17 protein-coding genes are annotated in these 16,208 nt (G+C 47.4%); 10 read left to right on the top strand and 7 right to left on the bottom strand.

Annotated elements, in window-relative coordinates; genetic code table 11:
• Positions 1-15: 15 nt before the first annotated feature.
• The 3 genes from J5W02_RS08470 to J5W02_RS08460 form a co-directional block, all read right to left on the bottom strand.
• Positions 16-969 (bottom strand): L-lactate dehydrogenase, encoded by a 954-nt coding sequence (locus tag J5W02_RS08470; protein ID WP_219965222.1) that lies wholly within the window; start codon positions 967-969, stop codon positions 16-18.
• 182 nt (positions 970-1,151) lie between these two features.
• Complete coding sequence (locus J5W02_RS08465) at positions 1,152-1,856, bottom strand: response regulator (RefSeq protein ID WP_219965221.1); 705 nt, start codon at positions 1,854-1,856, stop codon at positions 1,152-1,154.
• On the bottom strand, positions 1,849-3,312 hold the full coding sequence (locus J5W02_RS08460; RefSeq protein ID WP_219965220.1) for a sensor histidine kinase: 1,464 nt from the start codon (positions 3,310-3,312) through the stop codon (positions 1,849-1,851). The genes J5W02_RS08465 and J5W02_RS08460 overlap by 8 nt, the downstream gene beginning before the upstream one ends.
• A 307-nt stretch (positions 3,313-3,619) precedes the next feature.
• On the opposite strand from J5W02_RS08460, the gene J5W02_RS08455 reads away from it, so the two are divergent.
• Positions 3,620-4,450, top strand: a complete 831-nt coding sequence (locus J5W02_RS08455) for a Cof-type HAD-IIB family hydrolase (protein WP_219965219.1) — start codon at positions 3,620-3,622, stop codon at positions 4,448-4,450.
• Between the two features lie 54 nt (positions 4,451-4,504).
• Here the strand turns inward: J5W02_RS08455 and J5W02_RS08450 are convergent, their stop codons facing one another.
• The 4 genes from J5W02_RS08450 to J5W02_RS08435 all read right to left on the bottom strand — a co-directional run bounded on the left by J5W02_RS08450 (position 4,505) and on the right by J5W02_RS08435 (position 9,026).
• Positions 4,505-5,263 carry an SDR family NAD(P)-dependent oxidoreductase gene (locus J5W02_RS08450; RefSeq protein ID WP_219965218.1) on the bottom strand — a complete coding sequence of 253 codons (759 nt, stop codon included), beginning with the start codon at positions 5,261-5,263 and terminating at the stop codon, positions 4,505-4,507.
• A 250-nt stretch (positions 5,264-5,513) separates the two neighbouring features.
• Positions 5,514-6,569: an A/G-specific adenine glycosylase gene (gene mutY / locus J5W02_RS08445; RefSeq protein ID WP_219965217.1), complete on the bottom strand. Its 1,056-nt coding sequence runs from the start codon at positions 6,567-6,569 to the stop codon at positions 5,514-5,516.
• Positions 6,570-6,589: 20 nt separating this feature from the next.
• Complete coding sequence (locus J5W02_RS08440) at positions 6,590-7,045, bottom strand: hypothetical protein (protein WP_219965216.1); 456 nt, start codon at positions 7,043-7,045, stop codon at positions 6,590-6,592.
• A 49-nt stretch (positions 7,046-7,094) separates the two neighbouring features.
• Positions 7,095-9,026, bottom strand: coding sequence for a fructose-1,6-bisphosphatase (locus J5W02_RS08435; protein WP_219965215.1), 1,932 nt, complete (start codon positions 9,024-9,026; stop codon positions 7,095-7,097).
• Between the two features lie 252 nt (positions 9,027-9,278).
• On the opposite strand from J5W02_RS08435, the gene J5W02_RS08430 reads away from it, so the two are divergent.
• The 9 genes from J5W02_RS08430 (at position 9,279) to J5W02_RS08390 (ending at position 16,047) form a co-directional block, all read left to right on the top strand.
• Entirely contained in the window at positions 9,279-10,676 is a 1,398-nt protein-coding gene (locus J5W02_RS08430) for a uracil-xanthine permease family protein (RefSeq protein WP_255575631.1), read from the top strand.
• Positions 10,677-10,942: 266 nt separating this feature from the next.
• Positions 10,943-11,224: a hypothetical protein gene (locus tag J5W02_RS08425; RefSeq protein ID WP_219965214.1), complete on the top strand. Its 282-nt coding sequence runs from the start codon at positions 10,943-10,945 to the stop codon at positions 11,222-11,224.
• Positions 11,225-12,269: 1,045 nt separating this feature from the next.
• Complete coding sequence (locus J5W02_RS08420; RefSeq protein ID WP_219965213.1) at positions 12,270-12,800, top strand: hypothetical protein; 531 nt, start codon at positions 12,270-12,272, stop codon at positions 12,798-12,800.
• A 21-nt stretch (positions 12,801-12,821) separates the two neighbouring features.
• A complete protein-coding gene (locus J5W02_RS08415) occupies positions 12,822-13,064 on the top strand; it encodes a hypothetical protein (protein WP_219965212.1) in 243 nt (80 codons plus the stop codon).
• Positions 13,065-13,135: 71 nt separating this feature from the next.
• A complete protein-coding gene (locus J5W02_RS08410) occupies positions 13,136-13,549 on the top strand; it encodes a hypothetical protein (RefSeq protein WP_219965211.1) in 414 nt (137 codons plus the stop codon).
• 199 nt (positions 13,550-13,748) lie between these two features.
• Positions 13,749-14,288, top strand: a complete 540-nt coding sequence (locus J5W02_RS08405; RefSeq protein WP_255575630.1) for an RNA polymerase sigma factor — start codon at positions 13,749-13,751, stop codon at positions 14,286-14,288.
• A complete protein-coding gene (locus tag J5W02_RS08400; protein WP_219965209.1) occupies positions 14,281-15,018 on the top strand; it encodes a DUF4367 domain-containing protein in 738 nt (245 codons plus the stop codon). Before J5W02_RS08405 ends, J5W02_RS08400 begins: the two co-directional genes overlap by 8 nt.
• A gap of 41 nt (positions 15,019-15,059) precedes the next feature.
• Positions 15,060-15,503: a DUF3888 domain-containing protein gene (locus J5W02_RS08395; RefSeq protein ID WP_219965208.1), complete on the top strand. Its 444-nt coding sequence runs from the start codon at positions 15,060-15,062 to the stop codon at positions 15,501-15,503.
• Between the two features lie 40 nt (positions 15,504-15,543).
• The gene (locus J5W02_RS08390) at positions 15,544-16,047 is read left to right on the top strand and encodes a hypothetical protein (protein WP_219965207.1); all 504 of its coding nucleotides are present in this window, start codon (positions 15,544-15,546) and stop codon (positions 16,045-16,047) included.
• The last annotated feature ends 161 nt before the right edge of the window (positions 16,048-16,208 follow it).

Raw genomic sequence — 16,208 nt, 5'->3', positions numbered from 1 at the left:
AAACATCCTTTCAAATTAGATATCAAGAGAAGCGATGGTCTGCTTTAAAACGTTCGCGCTGGCGAGCAGCTTTTCCTGCTCTTGTGCGGTCAGCTCGGGGGCGTTCATACCGCTGATCCCGTGGCAGTCAAGCACGAAAGGCAGGCTGAGGCAGACATCGTCAATGCCGTAAGCACCGTGGATCATGCCGGAAAGGGTGGTTACGGTGTTGGTATCGCGCAGAATGCATTCGCAGATACGGCGGGCAGATAGCGCAATTGCGTAGAAGGTGGCGCCCTTCAGGCTGATAACCTGTGCGCCGGAGGTGTGAACCTCTGCCTCAATGGCGGCAAGATCCAGTCCTTTGAAATCCGGGTTCTTTTCACGCATACTGTTGAGGTAGGTTTTCAGCGGAATACCGCCGATGCTGGTCAGAGACCACGGCACCATAGCGGAATCGCCGTGCTCGCCGAACATATAGGCGTGAATATTTTTCGGGCTGATTTCCAAAGTGCGCGCAAGGCTTTCACGCAGGCGGCTGGAATCAAGCAGAGTACCGGAACCGAACACATGGGATTCCGGGAGGCCCGTCGTTTTCAAAATGGTGTAGGTGATAATGTCCACCGGGTTGCTGACGACAACATAAATTGCGTCCGGCGCATAGTGTACGGCCTGTGGCATAACGCTCTTGATGATGTTGACGTTTCCCTGTGCAAGGTCAATTCTGGACTGGCCGGGTTTGCGCGCGCAGCCCAGGGTGACAATCACAATGTCGGAATCCTTGATGTCTGAATAATCGCCGGCATAAATGTTGACCGGCGGGCAGAGCGCGGTGCCCTGAATAATGTCCATTGCCTCGCCCTTCGCTTTGTTTTGGTTAATGTCCACCAATACAATTTCAGATGCCATTCCGTCCATTGTAAGCGTGTACGCAATTGTAGCGCCAACGTTTCCGGCGCCGAGAATACTGATTTTATTACCCTTTTTCATGATGATTCCTCCAGATTCAATATTAGAATTTGCAAAATGAGGCGTTTATACTCATGAACTAATTCAAATGGAAATAAATGTTAAATTCTCTTAGAAACGAATACAAAAGCCTAATGTTAAAAAAATAACGATCCACTGTATAATAACCCTTGGGAAAAAAGCCAAGTGTAGTTCCGCTCCTGTCAGGGCTCGTCGCTCATACGATACCCAACGCCGACTTCGGTCAGGATGTACTTTGGCTCTGCCGGATTTTGCTCAATTTTACGGCGAATATTCGCCATGTTTACACGCAAAATCTGACGATCACTCTGCGCAAAGTGCCCCCAGACTTGATTAATAATAAAAGCGTAGGTCAGTACGCTGCCCGCGTGTTTTGCCAGCAGGGCGACAATTTTGAATTCGATCAGCGTAAGGTGGACATCCGTCCCGCCAATAGTCACAAGGTGCTTGTCAAAATCGATGGTCAGGCCGCCTTTGGTGAACTGGCCGCCGGGAAAATCTTCCCCGGTTTCCATTTTAATACTGTGGCGAATTGCGGTGCGAATACGCGCCAGCAATTCGGAGGTACCGAAGGGCTTGGTAATATAGTCGTCTGCGCCCAGGTCAAGCGCCTCGACCTTTTCTTTTTCGTTTCCGCGGGCGGAAACGACGATAATGGGAATTCCGGACCATCCTCTGACAGCCCGTAAAATTTCCAGTCCGTCCATATCCGGCAGACCCAGATCCAAAAGGACAACATCGGGGCAGTGGGAAGAGATCATGGAAATGGCACAGGTGCCGGTCTCCGCTTTTAGGGTGCGGTAATCGTTTGCGGCCAGAATCGTGGAAATAAAATTGCAGATTGCGGCTTCGTCCTCCACGATCAAAACCGTTGCTTTGTTAGTCATTGGGATCAGCCCCCTCCAGCGGCAGCTTAAAGGTGAAAGCCGCGCCGCCTTCTTTCAGGTTTTCCGCGGTCATTTCTCCGCCGTGTGCCTTTACGATAGAATTGCAGATGCTAAGCCCAATGCCGTTTCCTCTTGAAGAATCACTGCTTTTCCCCGTTGAACAGGGGATTCCGGTCAACAGGCTGGAAAGATCCTCCGGTGGGATTCCCCGCCCTTTATCACTGACACGGAAAACAGCGCGGTCTTCCTCTACAAAAACCTCCAGCCGTATGGGAACAGCTCGTCCCGCGTGACGAATGGAATTTTCAAGCAGATTGATAACAACCTGTTCAATCAGAGTGGCATCCATGGGAACCATCAGGAATTCAGAAGGAACGGAAACCTGAATTTTTGCCTCCGGGAAGCGCCGCCGAATCCGGCTGACGGCTTCCGCCACGATTTCTTCCGCGGCTTCGGGGTATTTTTTCAGTGTGGCCGGCTTCTGGCTGATGCGCGTAACAGTCAGTAAATTTTCAACAATACGGATCAGCCATTCGGCTTCCTCGTGGATATCGAAAATCAGTTTGTCGTGAGCGGCCGGATCAATCAGACCCTTGTTTTCGGCAATGGCCGCGCTTGCCCCCAAAATGCTGGTCAGCGGAGTCCTTAAATCATGCGATACCGCGCGCAAAAGGTTGGTACGCATGGCTTCTTTTTCCGCTTCCATCATGATTCGCTGCTGCTTTTCCGCCAGCTGCCGGTGTTCCAGCGCCAGTGCGGCCTGAGAAAGCAGAAGGCTGAAAAAGGTAAGCATGCCGGGTTCCGGTGTTTCTCTGTTTTCAAAAATCAGACCGGCCACCCCCAGAACGTTCTCTTGGGAAGAGAGCGGCAGGTAAAGGCAGCTCTCGGTCATCTCCTGCGTGTTGTTTACAAACGCGCGGTGCGCCGCAGACTTTTCCTCCCTGGAATTCAGCAAAACACGGTGGCTGTCGCAGGTACTTTTCAGAGTACCTTCCACATTCAGCGGATCGGTCAGGTAGAAAATTACGCTCTGATGGGTAAACCGGAGAAGATATTCGAGCGTAAGGGATACAATCTGATCGGATTCGTTTGCCGAAACGAGCTTTTTACTGAATTCATAAAGATTTTCCGTCTGTTTTTCACGCTTTTCGGAAAGGCGCGCCTGTTCCTTGATCTGGGCCGTCATCGTGCTTATTACGATGGAAACTGCAAGCATGCTGATAAAGGTGACAGGATAACCGGAAATAGTAAAATTAAACGCATGATACGGATAAGTAAAATAGTAATTCGTGCCGATAACTCCGGCGATGGCAGCAAAAATTCCCCACAAATAGCCTGCGGAAAATCTTGAAATCAGCGCAACTGCCAGTACATAGATGACTGCCAGGTGATCGTAACTGCCGGATAAGTTCACAATCAAAAAAGAAGCGGCGGTGGCAGCACCCAAAATAGCCATGCTCTTTAAAGCGTCCTTTAAAAAGCTCCCCGGGGAAGCTATGGATGAGCCAACCCAATCCAACCTGTTCCTGATTGTAAATCACTCCAGATTTAATAAATTTATTAAAAAATTGCGGTATACGAGTACATTGTAACACACAACAACTTTAAAATTAAAGATAAATTTTAGATGAATAAAGTAAAAAAATATTGGTGATTTAAGACAAATAGCGGACTTTTACAAAATAAAATTGCAGAAGGTTTCCCCCAACGGGTTACCATGTTATAATAAATACAAAGAAAAAGATCTGAGGAGGAAATCAATTTTGGACATCAGACTGATTGCACTTGACATGGATGGAACCGTCCTTAAAACAGATAAGACTATGTCACCGAAAACCGCTCAGACTTTGAGAGCCGCCGCGGACAGCGGAATCATGCTGGTTCCGGCAACCGGCCGTATGCGTGGAATGATCCCGCGGGAAATGCTGGATGTCGGAACCATCAGCTATGCCATTACCTCAAACGGCGCTTCCATTATTGATCTTGAAAAGGACCGGGAAATTTATGCAAATCAGATGACGCTTGAGGACAGCCGCCGCATCATTGATTTTCTAATGCCTTATGATGTAATGGTGGAAGCTTACGCGGAGGGGCGCTCCTATGTGGATAACCGGCATTACAGTCTGCTTTCCACTTTTAAAGGATACCCCAAGCTGCTGATGGATCTGATCCTGCAATACCAGACCTTTGTGGACGACCTTCCCGGATTTTTAAAGAAGAACCGGCTGTGCCTGGAAAAAATCAATATTCCCTATATGGGAACGGAGGTCCGGGAGGAGCTGGCGGAAAAGCTGGAAGCAATGAAAGAATACTCCATTACCGCTTCCTTTGGGAACAATCTGGAAATCAACGCCGCCTCTGCCAGCAAGGGCGACGCGCTGAGCCACCTTTGCCAAAAACTGGGCATCGCTCCGGAACAGGTGATGGCGTTCGGCGATGAGCGCAACGATTTGGAAATGCTGAAATTTGCCGGCTGCGGCGTGGCGATGGGGAACGGGCACGAAGATGTTCGGCAGGTCGCCGACTATGTAACCCTGACCAACGAAGAGGACGGCGTGGCAGACGCGATTGAAAAGCTGCTCCATATTTCCTGAAGATACAAAAGACCCCCGGCGGTTCGTGTTTCGGAATGAACCGCCGGGGGTTGTTTACTTTTGTCCGGTTTTTCGTTTCTGCATATGATAGGCGATTTTGAGCATTGCTTTTTCGGGAAGAAATCTGCCGAAAAAGCGCGTGCATTTCATTAGCGCTCCGGGGACAATGACAAGCTTCCCCTCGAACATCTTCCGCAGGGCGTATTCCGCAACATAGCGGCTTTCCAGACCCTTCACGCTGAATTTCACATCGGCGACCGAATCAAATTCGGTGCGCACCGGCCCGGGACAGAGCGCGCAAATATGCACCTTGCTGCCGCTGCGCCTCAGCTCTTCGTAAACAGCTTCCGTCAGGCGCAGGACATACGCTTTGGAAGCGTAGTAGGAAGAAAGCAGCGGCCCGGGCTGGAACGCGGCGGAGGAAGCGACGTTCATGATGTAGCCCGCGTTTCTGGCTTTAAAATCCTTCAGAAAAAGCTTGGTCAGAATGTGTACCGCGCGGATGTTGGTGTCGATCATCCGCAGCTCTTTTTTCAGGTCGGTGGCGTCAAAAGCGCCGAAAACGCCAAGGCCTGCGTTGTTGATAAGAATGTCGATTTTTTCGTCTTTCACCTGATCGTAAAGCGCCATGCACTCCGACTCCACGGACAAATCCGCGCAGATGATCCGCGTGCGGGTTTTCAGCAAAGCACAGAGCTGCTCCAGCCGGTCTTTCCGGCGGGCGACCAGAATCAGATCGCAGCCCCTGTCGCTCAGAATTTTCGCCATGTCCCGTCCCATTCCGGAACTTGCCCCGGTAATTAAAGCTTTCATTTTTTCTCCTGCCGCGCAACAGCGTGCTTTTTCTACATAAAATCAGGCGAACTACCGCAAAATAAGACTATTTTGCAAAACAGGAACAATAAAGTCGAAATGTTCACAGTTTATTCATTGTTAATCAAAATAAATTGTGCTATACTACAAGCGTTATCGGATATTTTATACGCAGTACAACTTACAAAATAGGAAGACCGTCAGACCGGAGCCATTCGGATTGACGGCCTTTTCCGTTTTTCGGATCTTTTTACTTTCCGGATAAAAATTCGTGCAGGCAGCTTTGAAACGCGGTGGGGAGCGTGTAGGTTTCGGCCAGTTCCTCACGGTCCGCCCAGACAAAATCCCCTTCCGGCGGGATGGCTTTTACGGTGACGCGGTAATTGGTCATGTGCCATTCCCTGTGAGTGAAAATATGCTTTGACTCGGGAAGCGGCTGTATCTTTACAGAAGATAACCCGAAAGTTTTCAACCAATCAGCCGCCTGCGGTGGAGAAAGTTTGCCGGAAACGTTGGGGAATTCCCAAAGCCCTGCCAAAAGGCCCTTTGCCGGGCGCTTGCGCAGGGCTGTTTTGTTTTCACAGACAATCAGAAAGACGGTTAATTCCTCACTGATGCGTTTTTTCTTTTCCGCTTTTATCGGCAGCTGCAGCTCAATGCCCTGTGCGTGTGCCATGCAGAGCGAGGACAGCGGGCATTCGCCGCAGTTCGGTGCGGCGTTCGGCACACAGACCGTAGCGCCCAGCTCCATCAGCGACTGGGTAAAGGCTCCGGCACGTCCGGTGGGATAAATTTCCCGCAGCCGGGCGGCAAAACCGCGCTTAACGGAAAGGTCGCTGATGGGCTCCCTGCTGGCGGTGACGCGGGACAGAACGCGCAGAACGTTGCCGTCCACTGCCGGCGCGGGCCTGCCGTAGGCGATGGATGCGACGGCGCCCGCGGTGTATTCCCCGATTCCGGGCAGGCGCAAAAGCTCCTCCGGCTGGTCGGGCAGAATACCGCCGTACTGCTCCATGACGATCTGGGCGGCTTTCTGCAGGTTGCGCACACGGCTGTAATAGCCCAGCCCCTCCCACAGCTTCAAAAGCTGCTCCTCCGGCGCGGCGGCCAAAGCTTCCACCGAGGGGAGCTCCGCGGTAAAACGTTCAAAGTAAGGCTTTACCGCCTCCACCCGCGTCTGCTGGAGCATGATTTCCGAAACCCAGACCCGGTAGGGCGTGGGATTGTCGCGCCAGGGCAGAACGCGCGCGTTTGCGTCGTACCAGGAGAGCAGGGGCTTTACGATTTTATGCAGTTGAAATTTCATATTGAATCCTATTTTACTCTTTATGTCTCAATGTTTTTTCGGCTGACTGAGAACCCGGCGTAATAAGCCGCTGCCATCAGGAGAAAGTCCAGAACGACAGTTGCCCACAGAGGATGGTTGGGAATGAAAAACAAAAGAACAGATGCAATGTTAGTGCCGAGGGGCACCAAAGGCAAATAAAACATCTGCGGAGCAAATCCGACCGCATTGAAAAAATACCGCCTCAGAACAACCTCCTGAAATACAATCAGAACCAGGCTGAGGGCAGAAAAGCTGTTGCCGATTAAAAGCGCTTCCCTTTTTATTTTTGTAATTTTTGCGGCTAGACCGCCCGCAAAAAACCAGTAAATCAAAAACAGAAAGCTGAGAAGCAACACGACGGTACCCGCCCAATTAAACTGAATCAAAGCATAATGAAAGCAATATCCAATTGCAAAGGGAGAGGCAGCAAGCAGCGCCAGCAGAACTCTTTTCATACCGTTTTCCTTCCTTCTTTATGGTCAGGGGAAAACATGTGGGCAGCGATTATTTTTCTTTGATGGTACCGCTGCGGTACGCCTGCAGCAGGGCGGTCAGCTCCTCAATCTGGTGGCTCAGATCGGCGCCGTTGTCGGTATCCGCCACGGTGACACGCTGTTTGATGGCTTCCACCACCATGACCTTCGGGGAAGTTTCGCACACACTGCAGCCGGATTTCAGCGGCTTGTGCTCCGCTAAAGCCAGATAGCGTGAATTTGCAATGAAGGTATAGCCGCCGATGCCGGTCTGTGACTGGTAGGATTTGGAAATACCGCCGTCAATCATAAACAGAAGGCCTTCGCCTTTGACCGGCATTTCCCCTGCTTTTACGGGGACGTGTCCGTTGATGATGTGCGACGAGGACGGGTCAAGGCCGAACTCTCTTAAAAGCATTTCACAGGTGGAACGGTGTTCTATATAGGTATAGTAGGGATTCATTTTCTCCCGGTGCGTGGCAGGGGCGGCAATAAAGTAGCGCTCGAACGTGGCCATCTTCGTTTTTCCAAACACGGGGGATTTTGCCCCGCACCACAGGTACCACATCAAATCGCGCGCATTTTCACGCTCGGTGGAACCGGTCGGCGCAAAATAGGCGGTGCGCGCCATTCCGTCAAGAAATTCCAGGTACTCGCGTCCGGAGTGCTCTTGCCCGTAAAGGTGGATAATGTCAAGATCACCGTCCGATGTCAGCGGGATGCAGCCGTGGTACAGCAGGTTGGAGTTGATGCGCAGGTACATGCTGCCGTGGGAATACAGGAAACGGATGTGCTTTTCCAGCCGTTCGCTGTGGCTGAAAGAAGAAGCGATGGTTTTCATCAGATCGGTTTCCGCGTGGGTGAGTTCCAGCGGGTTCTTCGGGTCCACTGTGGGGAAAAGCTTGTCGCGCAGGGCGTATTCCTTCCCGTCCAGCGTGACGGTTCCTTTTTCAAAATCGATTTTATCCAGAAGAATGCGGTCGTCCATGCGGTACTCCGGATGCTTCTTAATCAGCTGGGCTTCCACCTTAAGCTGAATAACCGCCATGGCTTTGTGCATTTTTGCCGCCAGCGGGATATCCACCGGGTCGTACTGGTTTTCATCCAGAATATGGGGGATAAAGACCTCGCACGGGTCGTCGTGGTAGGTCTGCTCCGCAAAAATGGACAGCGCGCGCAGGTTGATGCCGTAGCCGTCCTCCAGCAGGTCGAAATTGTTGTAGCTGATCCCCAGCCGCACCACGTTGGCGATACACGCCCAGTTTCCGGCGGCGGCGCCCATCCAGGAAATGTCGTGGTTGCCCCACTGGATGTCTACGTCGTGGCAGTTAATCAGGGCGTCCATAATCGCGTCGGCACGGGGGCCGCGGTCGAAAATATCGCCGATGATATGTAATTTATCGATCAAAAGCTGCTGAATCAGATTGCACAGCGCGGTGATAAACTCCTCGCTCATGTGGGTAGACACAATGGAGCGGATAATTTCACTGTGGTAATGCGGCTTGTTGCTGCCGCCGTCCGCGTGCAGAAGCTCGTCGATGATATAGGCGAAGCTTTCAGGCAGCTTCTTGCGGACTTTGGAACGGGTGTACTTGGAGGAAGCCTCTTTACAGACCTCCACCAGCCGGTAAATGGTGATGCGGCACCAGTCGTCAAACGCCGGTTCCCTTTGCTTTGCGGCGCAGTACTCGCTTTCCGGGTAATAGATCAGCTTTGCAAGCGCGGTGCGCTCCCCTTCGGACAGGGACTGTTCAAACAGCTCGTCAACCTTTTTCCGGACGACGCCGGAAGCGCTTTTTAACTGATACAGAAAAGCCTGGTGCTCTCCGTGAAGATCGCTGAAAAAATATTCGGTGCCCTTCGGCAGGCTTAGAATCGCTCTGAGGTTAATAATTTCGGACGCGGCGGCCTGTGCGTTCGGATAATCCTTGGCCAGAAGCTTTAAGTATCGCTCGTCAATCATGAAATCTGCCTCCTCATTATTTTCGCGGCCAGTGCCCGGCGGACTGAATTGTGATTATAGCATATATCAAATGGATATTCTTGTTCATTTTGACGCTGTCCCTTATAGGATAGTACAATTTCAACAAAAAATCAATGATATGAATGTAAAATAATAAAGAATAAAAAATGAACTTTGTGTTGTAATCCGCATGATTATACGGTATAATAGTCGGAAAGCCAAAATTCAATAGAATAAACGGAGGGATTGTCCTTGTCAACCAAACAACCCGCAGTGGGCTATTTGCCAGATGAAAAGCCGCCCTTTCTCAAGCTGATGCTCTTTGCATTCCAGCAGATCATCGTGATGTTTCCGGCTACGGTGCTGGTCGCGCTGCTCACAGGCTTCCATGTTTCCACTACGATTTTTGCAAGCGGACTTGCCACCATCGGATTTATCCTGATTACAGGAAGAAGAATCCCGCTTTTTTACGGATCGAGTTTCTCTTACATCACAGCGATTTGTTCCATTACGGGCGCGCAGGCCTTTGCCGGCCCGGTGGCGGATGATAAAATTGCCGCCGCACAGTTCGGGATTGTTCTTTCCGGACTGGTTTCTATTGCGGCCGGGATTATCATCAAGCAGTTCGGACAGGAGGCAATTGAAAAAGTGCTTCCTCCTACCATTACGGGCAGCATCGCCATGGTAATCGGACTTTCCCTTGCGGGCACGGCGCTGAGCAATCCCACGAATCTTCCCAACGGCGTAACGGACGCCACAAAGGCGCTCGCGCTGAACCTTTCATGGACGATCTGTATTGTAACTCTTCTTGCGACAATCCTTTTCTCCGTTTACCTGAAGGGCACCTGGGGCCAGATCCCGATTCTTCTCGGCCTTCTGACCGGATATGTTCTTGCGCTGATCCTCGGGGGCATCAACGGAATCGCTTTCTGCGACTTCAATAAAATTCCGGAGACCACATCTCTGTTCTCCATCCCGGCAATCGGGTTTGCCCTTCCGCACTTTACCCTGCCAAGGGCAAGCTGGGCGGCAGTCGCAGCGATTATGCCGATTGCGATTGCCACAATTCCGGAGTCCACTGCCCATCTTTATCAGCTCGATATTTATGTAAACAATCTCGCCAAACAAAAAGGCTCCGACAAAAGGTACAACATTTCGGACAAGCTGGGTCTGAACCTGATCGGCGACGGTCTTGGCGATATGATTTCCGGTGTCATCGGAGGACCCGCCGGCACCAATTACGGTGAAAATCTGAGCACCATGGCGATTACCAAAAACTTCTCTACCCCTATGCTGATTGCTGCGGCGATTATTACTATGATTATTTCCTGCTTTACCCCGCTGACCGCGGCGGTCTACTCCATTCCCAACGCGGTCATCGGCGGCATTTCCATTTATCTGTTTGGAATCATCGCTTCCCAGGGCGTAACCATTATGATTAGCAAGAAGGTTGACATGTTTGATTCCCGCAACCTCGCGATCATCGCGACCATCCTTACCATCGGCATCGGCGGCAGCTTCGCGTTTGCGGACGGCATGATCCCCATGTTCGGCGCGAAATTCCCGGCAATTGCCACCGCAGCGATTTTCGGAATCATCCTGAATCTGATTCTGAATATCGGAAGGGAAAAACCGGAAGCGACGGAATAATCCCACATAGTATAGAAATAAAGGATACCGCAAAGCGGCCATGAGTACAGAACGTGCTCATGGCCGCTTTTTTGTGTGGTTCTGCCCATAAATGATATTTACCCCCCGCTGACAGCTTAAAAGTAATAAAATAAAAAAAGTTTGCGAAAAAGTGTAACAAAACAGGGGGCTGCGTCGTTTATATAGTAAAGGGAAAAATAGAAGCCGTTAAATGCATGGCGCGCGACACGCATTTAGAATAAATTAACTGAGAAGAGATGATTCCGATGGGCAAGGTTTGGGGTGAAAAATTCCTCCACTCATTTCCGTCACATACAAACAAATCTACTTTAGCATCGGGGATGGCACAGGTACCTCTATTCACAGATGATTATACCTACGGAACTGTAACCAAACGATATCGTGAAGTTTACGTTAGCGGCGTATTCGCATATTTTCAAACAGAAGTTACAACAAAGGCATATGTTGTAAAGGATGGCAAGACAACATCACTAGGTACAGATGTAAAAATCTTTGAAGGAAATGGACCATTGCTTTATAACGTGTAATCAGTATTGTACTAAAATTAAATTTCTTAAAGGAGGGGCGTTTCTGAAACAGAAAGATTTTCCAAAGTCCGTTGAAATGTTTTTTTACTTTATAGGGGTCACCCTATTAGGATATGGAGCATCTTTAAGAAAAATATATCCTAGTGAACTGTATTTGGCTCCCATAATAGCTTTACTTACTTTTAATGTTTCTACCATATATTCCATCATAAAGGAGTGCAGAAAATGGCATTGTTTTGCATGGAAGAAGAGCGACAGTTTGGCAAATGATGTTCGTTTCTTGTTTGGTATGTTTATCCTTTATTTTGCCATTACGTTTACCGTACATCTGTTGTTCTATCAATGAAATTTAGGGAATGAGGAACGGTTGAAAGAATGGTCTCTCCTTTTGGGTAGCTGAAGAATTTGTGGTAGCGGCCATGAGTACATGTGCTCATGGCCGCTTTTTTGCGTGGCTTTTTATACGGGTCAATTTGTCCACGATGGGGGGACTTGAAAAATAAAATAAAAAAAGTTTGGGAAAAAGTGTAACAAAACAAGGGGGTCAGTCGTTTATATAGTAAAGGGAAAAATAGAAGCCGTTAAATGCATGGCGCGCGACACGCATTTAGAATAAATTCTCAAGCTATTCCGATGAAGTAATTTCTTATCAAACTCATAGATAATTTATAAGGATTGTGAAGAAAGGAAAAGCATAATGGTAGATAAATATCTAAATATCATTTTTATAATTATCTGGGTTATCGTATTGGTCTTAACGAATATTATCGGCAGTTACTTTGAGAAAAAAAAACAATCATAAAATGGCCTTTATTACCAAAATCATCTACTGGATCATTTCTGCTGTAAATATTTTATCATTAATAATAATGTTTTCTTGTTCTAGGATGATTTGACCTAGTATTTAGATTGGATTATGACTTTGCATAAGATTTCAGCGATTTTTCGTGGGTAAATGACTTGCTGATCGAGTACATGGTAATATTTTAATAATTTCTCAAAGGTGTAGCGCAAGCTACACCTTTGAGAAGAATTATTATATGAAATGGAACTTATTATGAAAAGATTCTATTTAATTCTATTACTATTTGTCTTGTTTTTCATTTTGGGCCTTATTTATTTTCAAAGTAGCAGATTGATTCCAGATGATAATCTTAATCATTACGGCAAACCGCAGGATGCTCTTTCTGCTTGTTTCAACAAGGACACTGGCTTCGATTCGTACTCTATCATTCATCAGGAGCAGGTAAACGAAAATGAATTGCTGTTCATAGAAGCTGTTGCAATAGCTTCTGAAATGAGTACAAACGCGGGAACAAAAATGAAAGTTTTTACTGCGGCTGTTCTCCATCACGATACAAAAGGGTTTTATGTTACGAAAAGCATACCTTGTTATGACTTGGAAAATAATTCATTTACAAAAATCAGTGGAGATTTCACATTTAAAAATAAAAAAGTTCGCTATCATGTTGGGCGAATCAATGATTTATCACAAGATTTCACCGAAGAATTCAAGGAAATGAAAGAGTATAATGACCATGTTTTCTTGTCCTATCAGGTGGATGATTTGACCTAGTATTTAAATTGGAGTATGACTATGCATAAGATTTCAGCAATTTTTTGTGGGGTATTATTTCTGCTTGGCTGTATGACTTTAGGCATCGCAATATTTTTTTCAGATATTTTATCCAGCATTTTTATGATCTATTTAGTGACACATGCAACAACTTTCTCTGATGACATCTTATATATTAATTCAAGAAATTTTTATTTTTTAGCGGTTGCAGAGCTTATCCTCGGTGCAGTAGGGTATTTCTATCATAGCAAAAAGGCTGAATAATTTTCATTCGGGAAAATGCCGTAAGGGTTTTACTGTGAAGGATGTGCGGAAAGTAGAGAGGGAGTGTTCTGTTGAATTTTCTTGAAAATTTCAATCATAAAATCGTACACTTTTTATATCCCCTTACAAAGCGGCTATATCTGATTCTGCCTTTGGTGCTGGTTTTGGCGGTGTTTTCTGTTCCAGAAACCGATAAGCCAATCGTTTCGGTTCTGTTCTGGCTATGGCTGGTTATTATAGAAAGTCGCTGGTCAATGGACCTGGAACAGTACCATTTGCCATTACAGCCCGCAAGCGGTGCTTTTTATCACATATACCGGTTTGCCGAACAGGTCAGGGTTCTGGTAACTCTCCTTTGGCTGATCGTTCTGTTAATCCCGGGGCCAATGTGGCTTAAGCGTAATTTTGCCATTGTGTTAATCCTGCTTATCATTATCCGGACGATAGGAGACAAACGGTACCGACCCCAAAAGCCGGAGGAATAATATTGGTACAATGGAGAGATCCACAGTGTTTGTTGTTGAATGATTATGGCCGTGAATTTCGAAAAGGATTCATGGCCGTGCTTTTTATATCCCTTTCCGTTTTACGTTTATTTGTCAAACTAAAATTAAATTGTTATAATGACAATAACTTAATTCTTGAAAACAAGAAAGGGAATGAAAAGTGCTGATTTTTATACAAATGATCCAAAATGAGTCGGACCGCAGTTTTGTGGAAGAGCTTTATAACCGTTATAGCAGCACCATGTTGTACATAGCACAGGGAATTTTAAAGGACAGAAGCAGTGCGGAAGAGGCCGTTTCTCAGGCATTCATAAAAATAATTGATAATTTACAAAAATTTCGCTTTGAAAACTGTAACAAAACCAAGGGGTTAGTCGTTATCATAGTGAGGCATATTTCTTACGATATGCTGAAAAGCGAAAAACGCAGGCACAGCGTTCCGCTGGAGCTGCTTGAAACTGAAATTACCGCAGTCGGGGACGACGCCCCACTGGAAATGATTGTTTCCGCAGAAAGCTATCATTTTGTTATGGATTGCCTTTCCTGCCTGAACGAACATTACAAGGATGTGTTAAGGCTGAAGCTGATTTATGAGTATGAGGATGAAGAAATCGCAGAAATGCTGGCAATTTCTCAGGAAAATGTCCGCGTTCGGTTTCAGCGCGCCCGAAAGGCGCTTATGCAAGAGATGAGCAGGAGGGAGAAAGGCAATGAATGAATCGGAACTGAACCTCCGGCTGTTTGACACGCTTCTGAAAGCGGCGGCAGCGGAGAATTTTCAGCGTGAACTGGACGCTTTGCCGTCTGAGCAGGAGCTGAACAGGGAGTACGCGCCCTCGGAACAGCTTGAGAAAGGGATACGGAGCCTTATAAAGGAAAGCGACCGCCGGAACAGGCGGAAAAAGCTTTCGCAGCTTGCAAAGCGGGCGGCGGTGATCGTTGCGATTATCATTCCGATTTCCATAGGCAGCCTGCTAAGTGTGGAAGCCAGCAGGAACGCCATTTTCAATTCCGTACTGGAGTGGAAAGCCGAGCATGTGGATATCCATTTTCAGGAAACGACAAGCGGTGCTTCCGGCGAAGAATCCCCTGCCGTGGAACAGCCGGAAGTTTGGGAGCCGCAGTACCTGCCGGAAGGATTCTTTGTGGCGGAGGAAAAGGATGTCGGCCCCGTTCACAAGATCACTTATGAAAACGGGAAGGGCGCTTCCGTGACCTTTACACAGACGCCTTTGGACAAAGCGGGGAAAATGTCGATTGATTCCGAGCATACCACTTACCATGAAATCACCATAAAAGGGGAAAAAGCGGTTCTGTTTGAGGCGAAAAGAGCGGAGGACAGATCCTATGTCCTGTGGCAGAGCAAAAAAACCAGTCTTGTGCTCAGTTCCGTAATTTCAAAGGACGAACTGATTCAGATTGCCGAAAGCGTAGAGCAGCAAAAATAACACGGGGTTCCGTCGTGAATGTTATAATATGGGGTGATAAAATGAAAAAGCTATTAAGTACTGCACTAATTTTGGTAATTATTGCAACCGGTGTTACGGTGTATGCTTTAGGATACACAGGTAAAAGTCCTGTGAGCTCGGACGATTCAGAGAGATTAGATAAAATCGTAATAACACTTTTAATTCCTAAAATTCAGAAATCTGTTGATGATTTTTACGAGCCATATCTATCTATTGAGCCGACAGTCGCTGCCTATTTGGGAGACTCTAAAATTACAAGTATTGCCGGAGATGCAGGCAGTTCAATTTATACCGTAACAGTCGAATTAGAGCCTTATGTTGGTCCCCATGTTTCTATCGGACGAGATAAAATGATATTTGAGATATCAGCAGATGGGACTGTCAACATGAAAAAATATGAGCATTTGAAAAGTTATGATTTACCTCAAAACCTTCAATCCTTAATCAAAAAACCATTGCCATGAGTTGGAAGGTGGCCGACTGAAGGGAGGAATGGGTGGAATCATGAAATTTACGAAATATTTTACCAGGCGGGAAGCAATATCGGGTGGCATGATACTTTGCGGCCTTGTGCTCATGGCTGCAGTTTTCTTTTTCCCCGGCGGCCGGTCGGAGCCGGAAACCGCGCGGTACAGCGGCAAAAACGGCAGTATTCATGTGCAGTTCACCCGTTACCGGGACTATGACACCTTTTTGGAGAAGAAATCTCCGGATATCTGGATTTATAATTCAAGAGAGGAGCTTAAGGATGTAAAAGGGTTTATTGCGGGAGAGGTATCCCTTGACGGCCACTGGGAAAACGTGCCTCGCTGCAATATTAAACTGGTTCGCATGAACGGAAAAACTGTCAGTGATATTTTACTTATGAACATGACGCCTGACCAGAAAGAGAATCCGCATCTTCCTTTTACGATATACGATTATGATGAATCTGGAAGAAGTCTTTACAAAACCGCAATTGTTCAATTGGAAGAGAAAAATATCGAGATTCCTGTAAACTTGGAATAAAAAGATGAAGCGCACAGAACTTGATGCTAATTAGCTCCGTGATTTCAAAGGACGAACTGATTCGGATTGCCGAAGCCAGAGCAGCATGGCGCCCCGGGCTATACGAATTGTAAAGATCGTATTGAATTATCCACAATGAAATTGGATGTGATTTCTTGAAA

Origin of the sequence: Caproiciproducens faecalis (genome assembly GCF_019448085.1) — a bacterium.
In the GTDB taxonomy this organism is placed as follows: Bacteria; Bacillota; Clostridia; order Oscillospirales; family Acutalibacteraceae; genus Caproiciproducens; species Caproiciproducens faecalis.
Note: the sequence above shows the minus strand (reverse complement) of the source record. Positions and strands in the feature narration are given on the sequence as shown.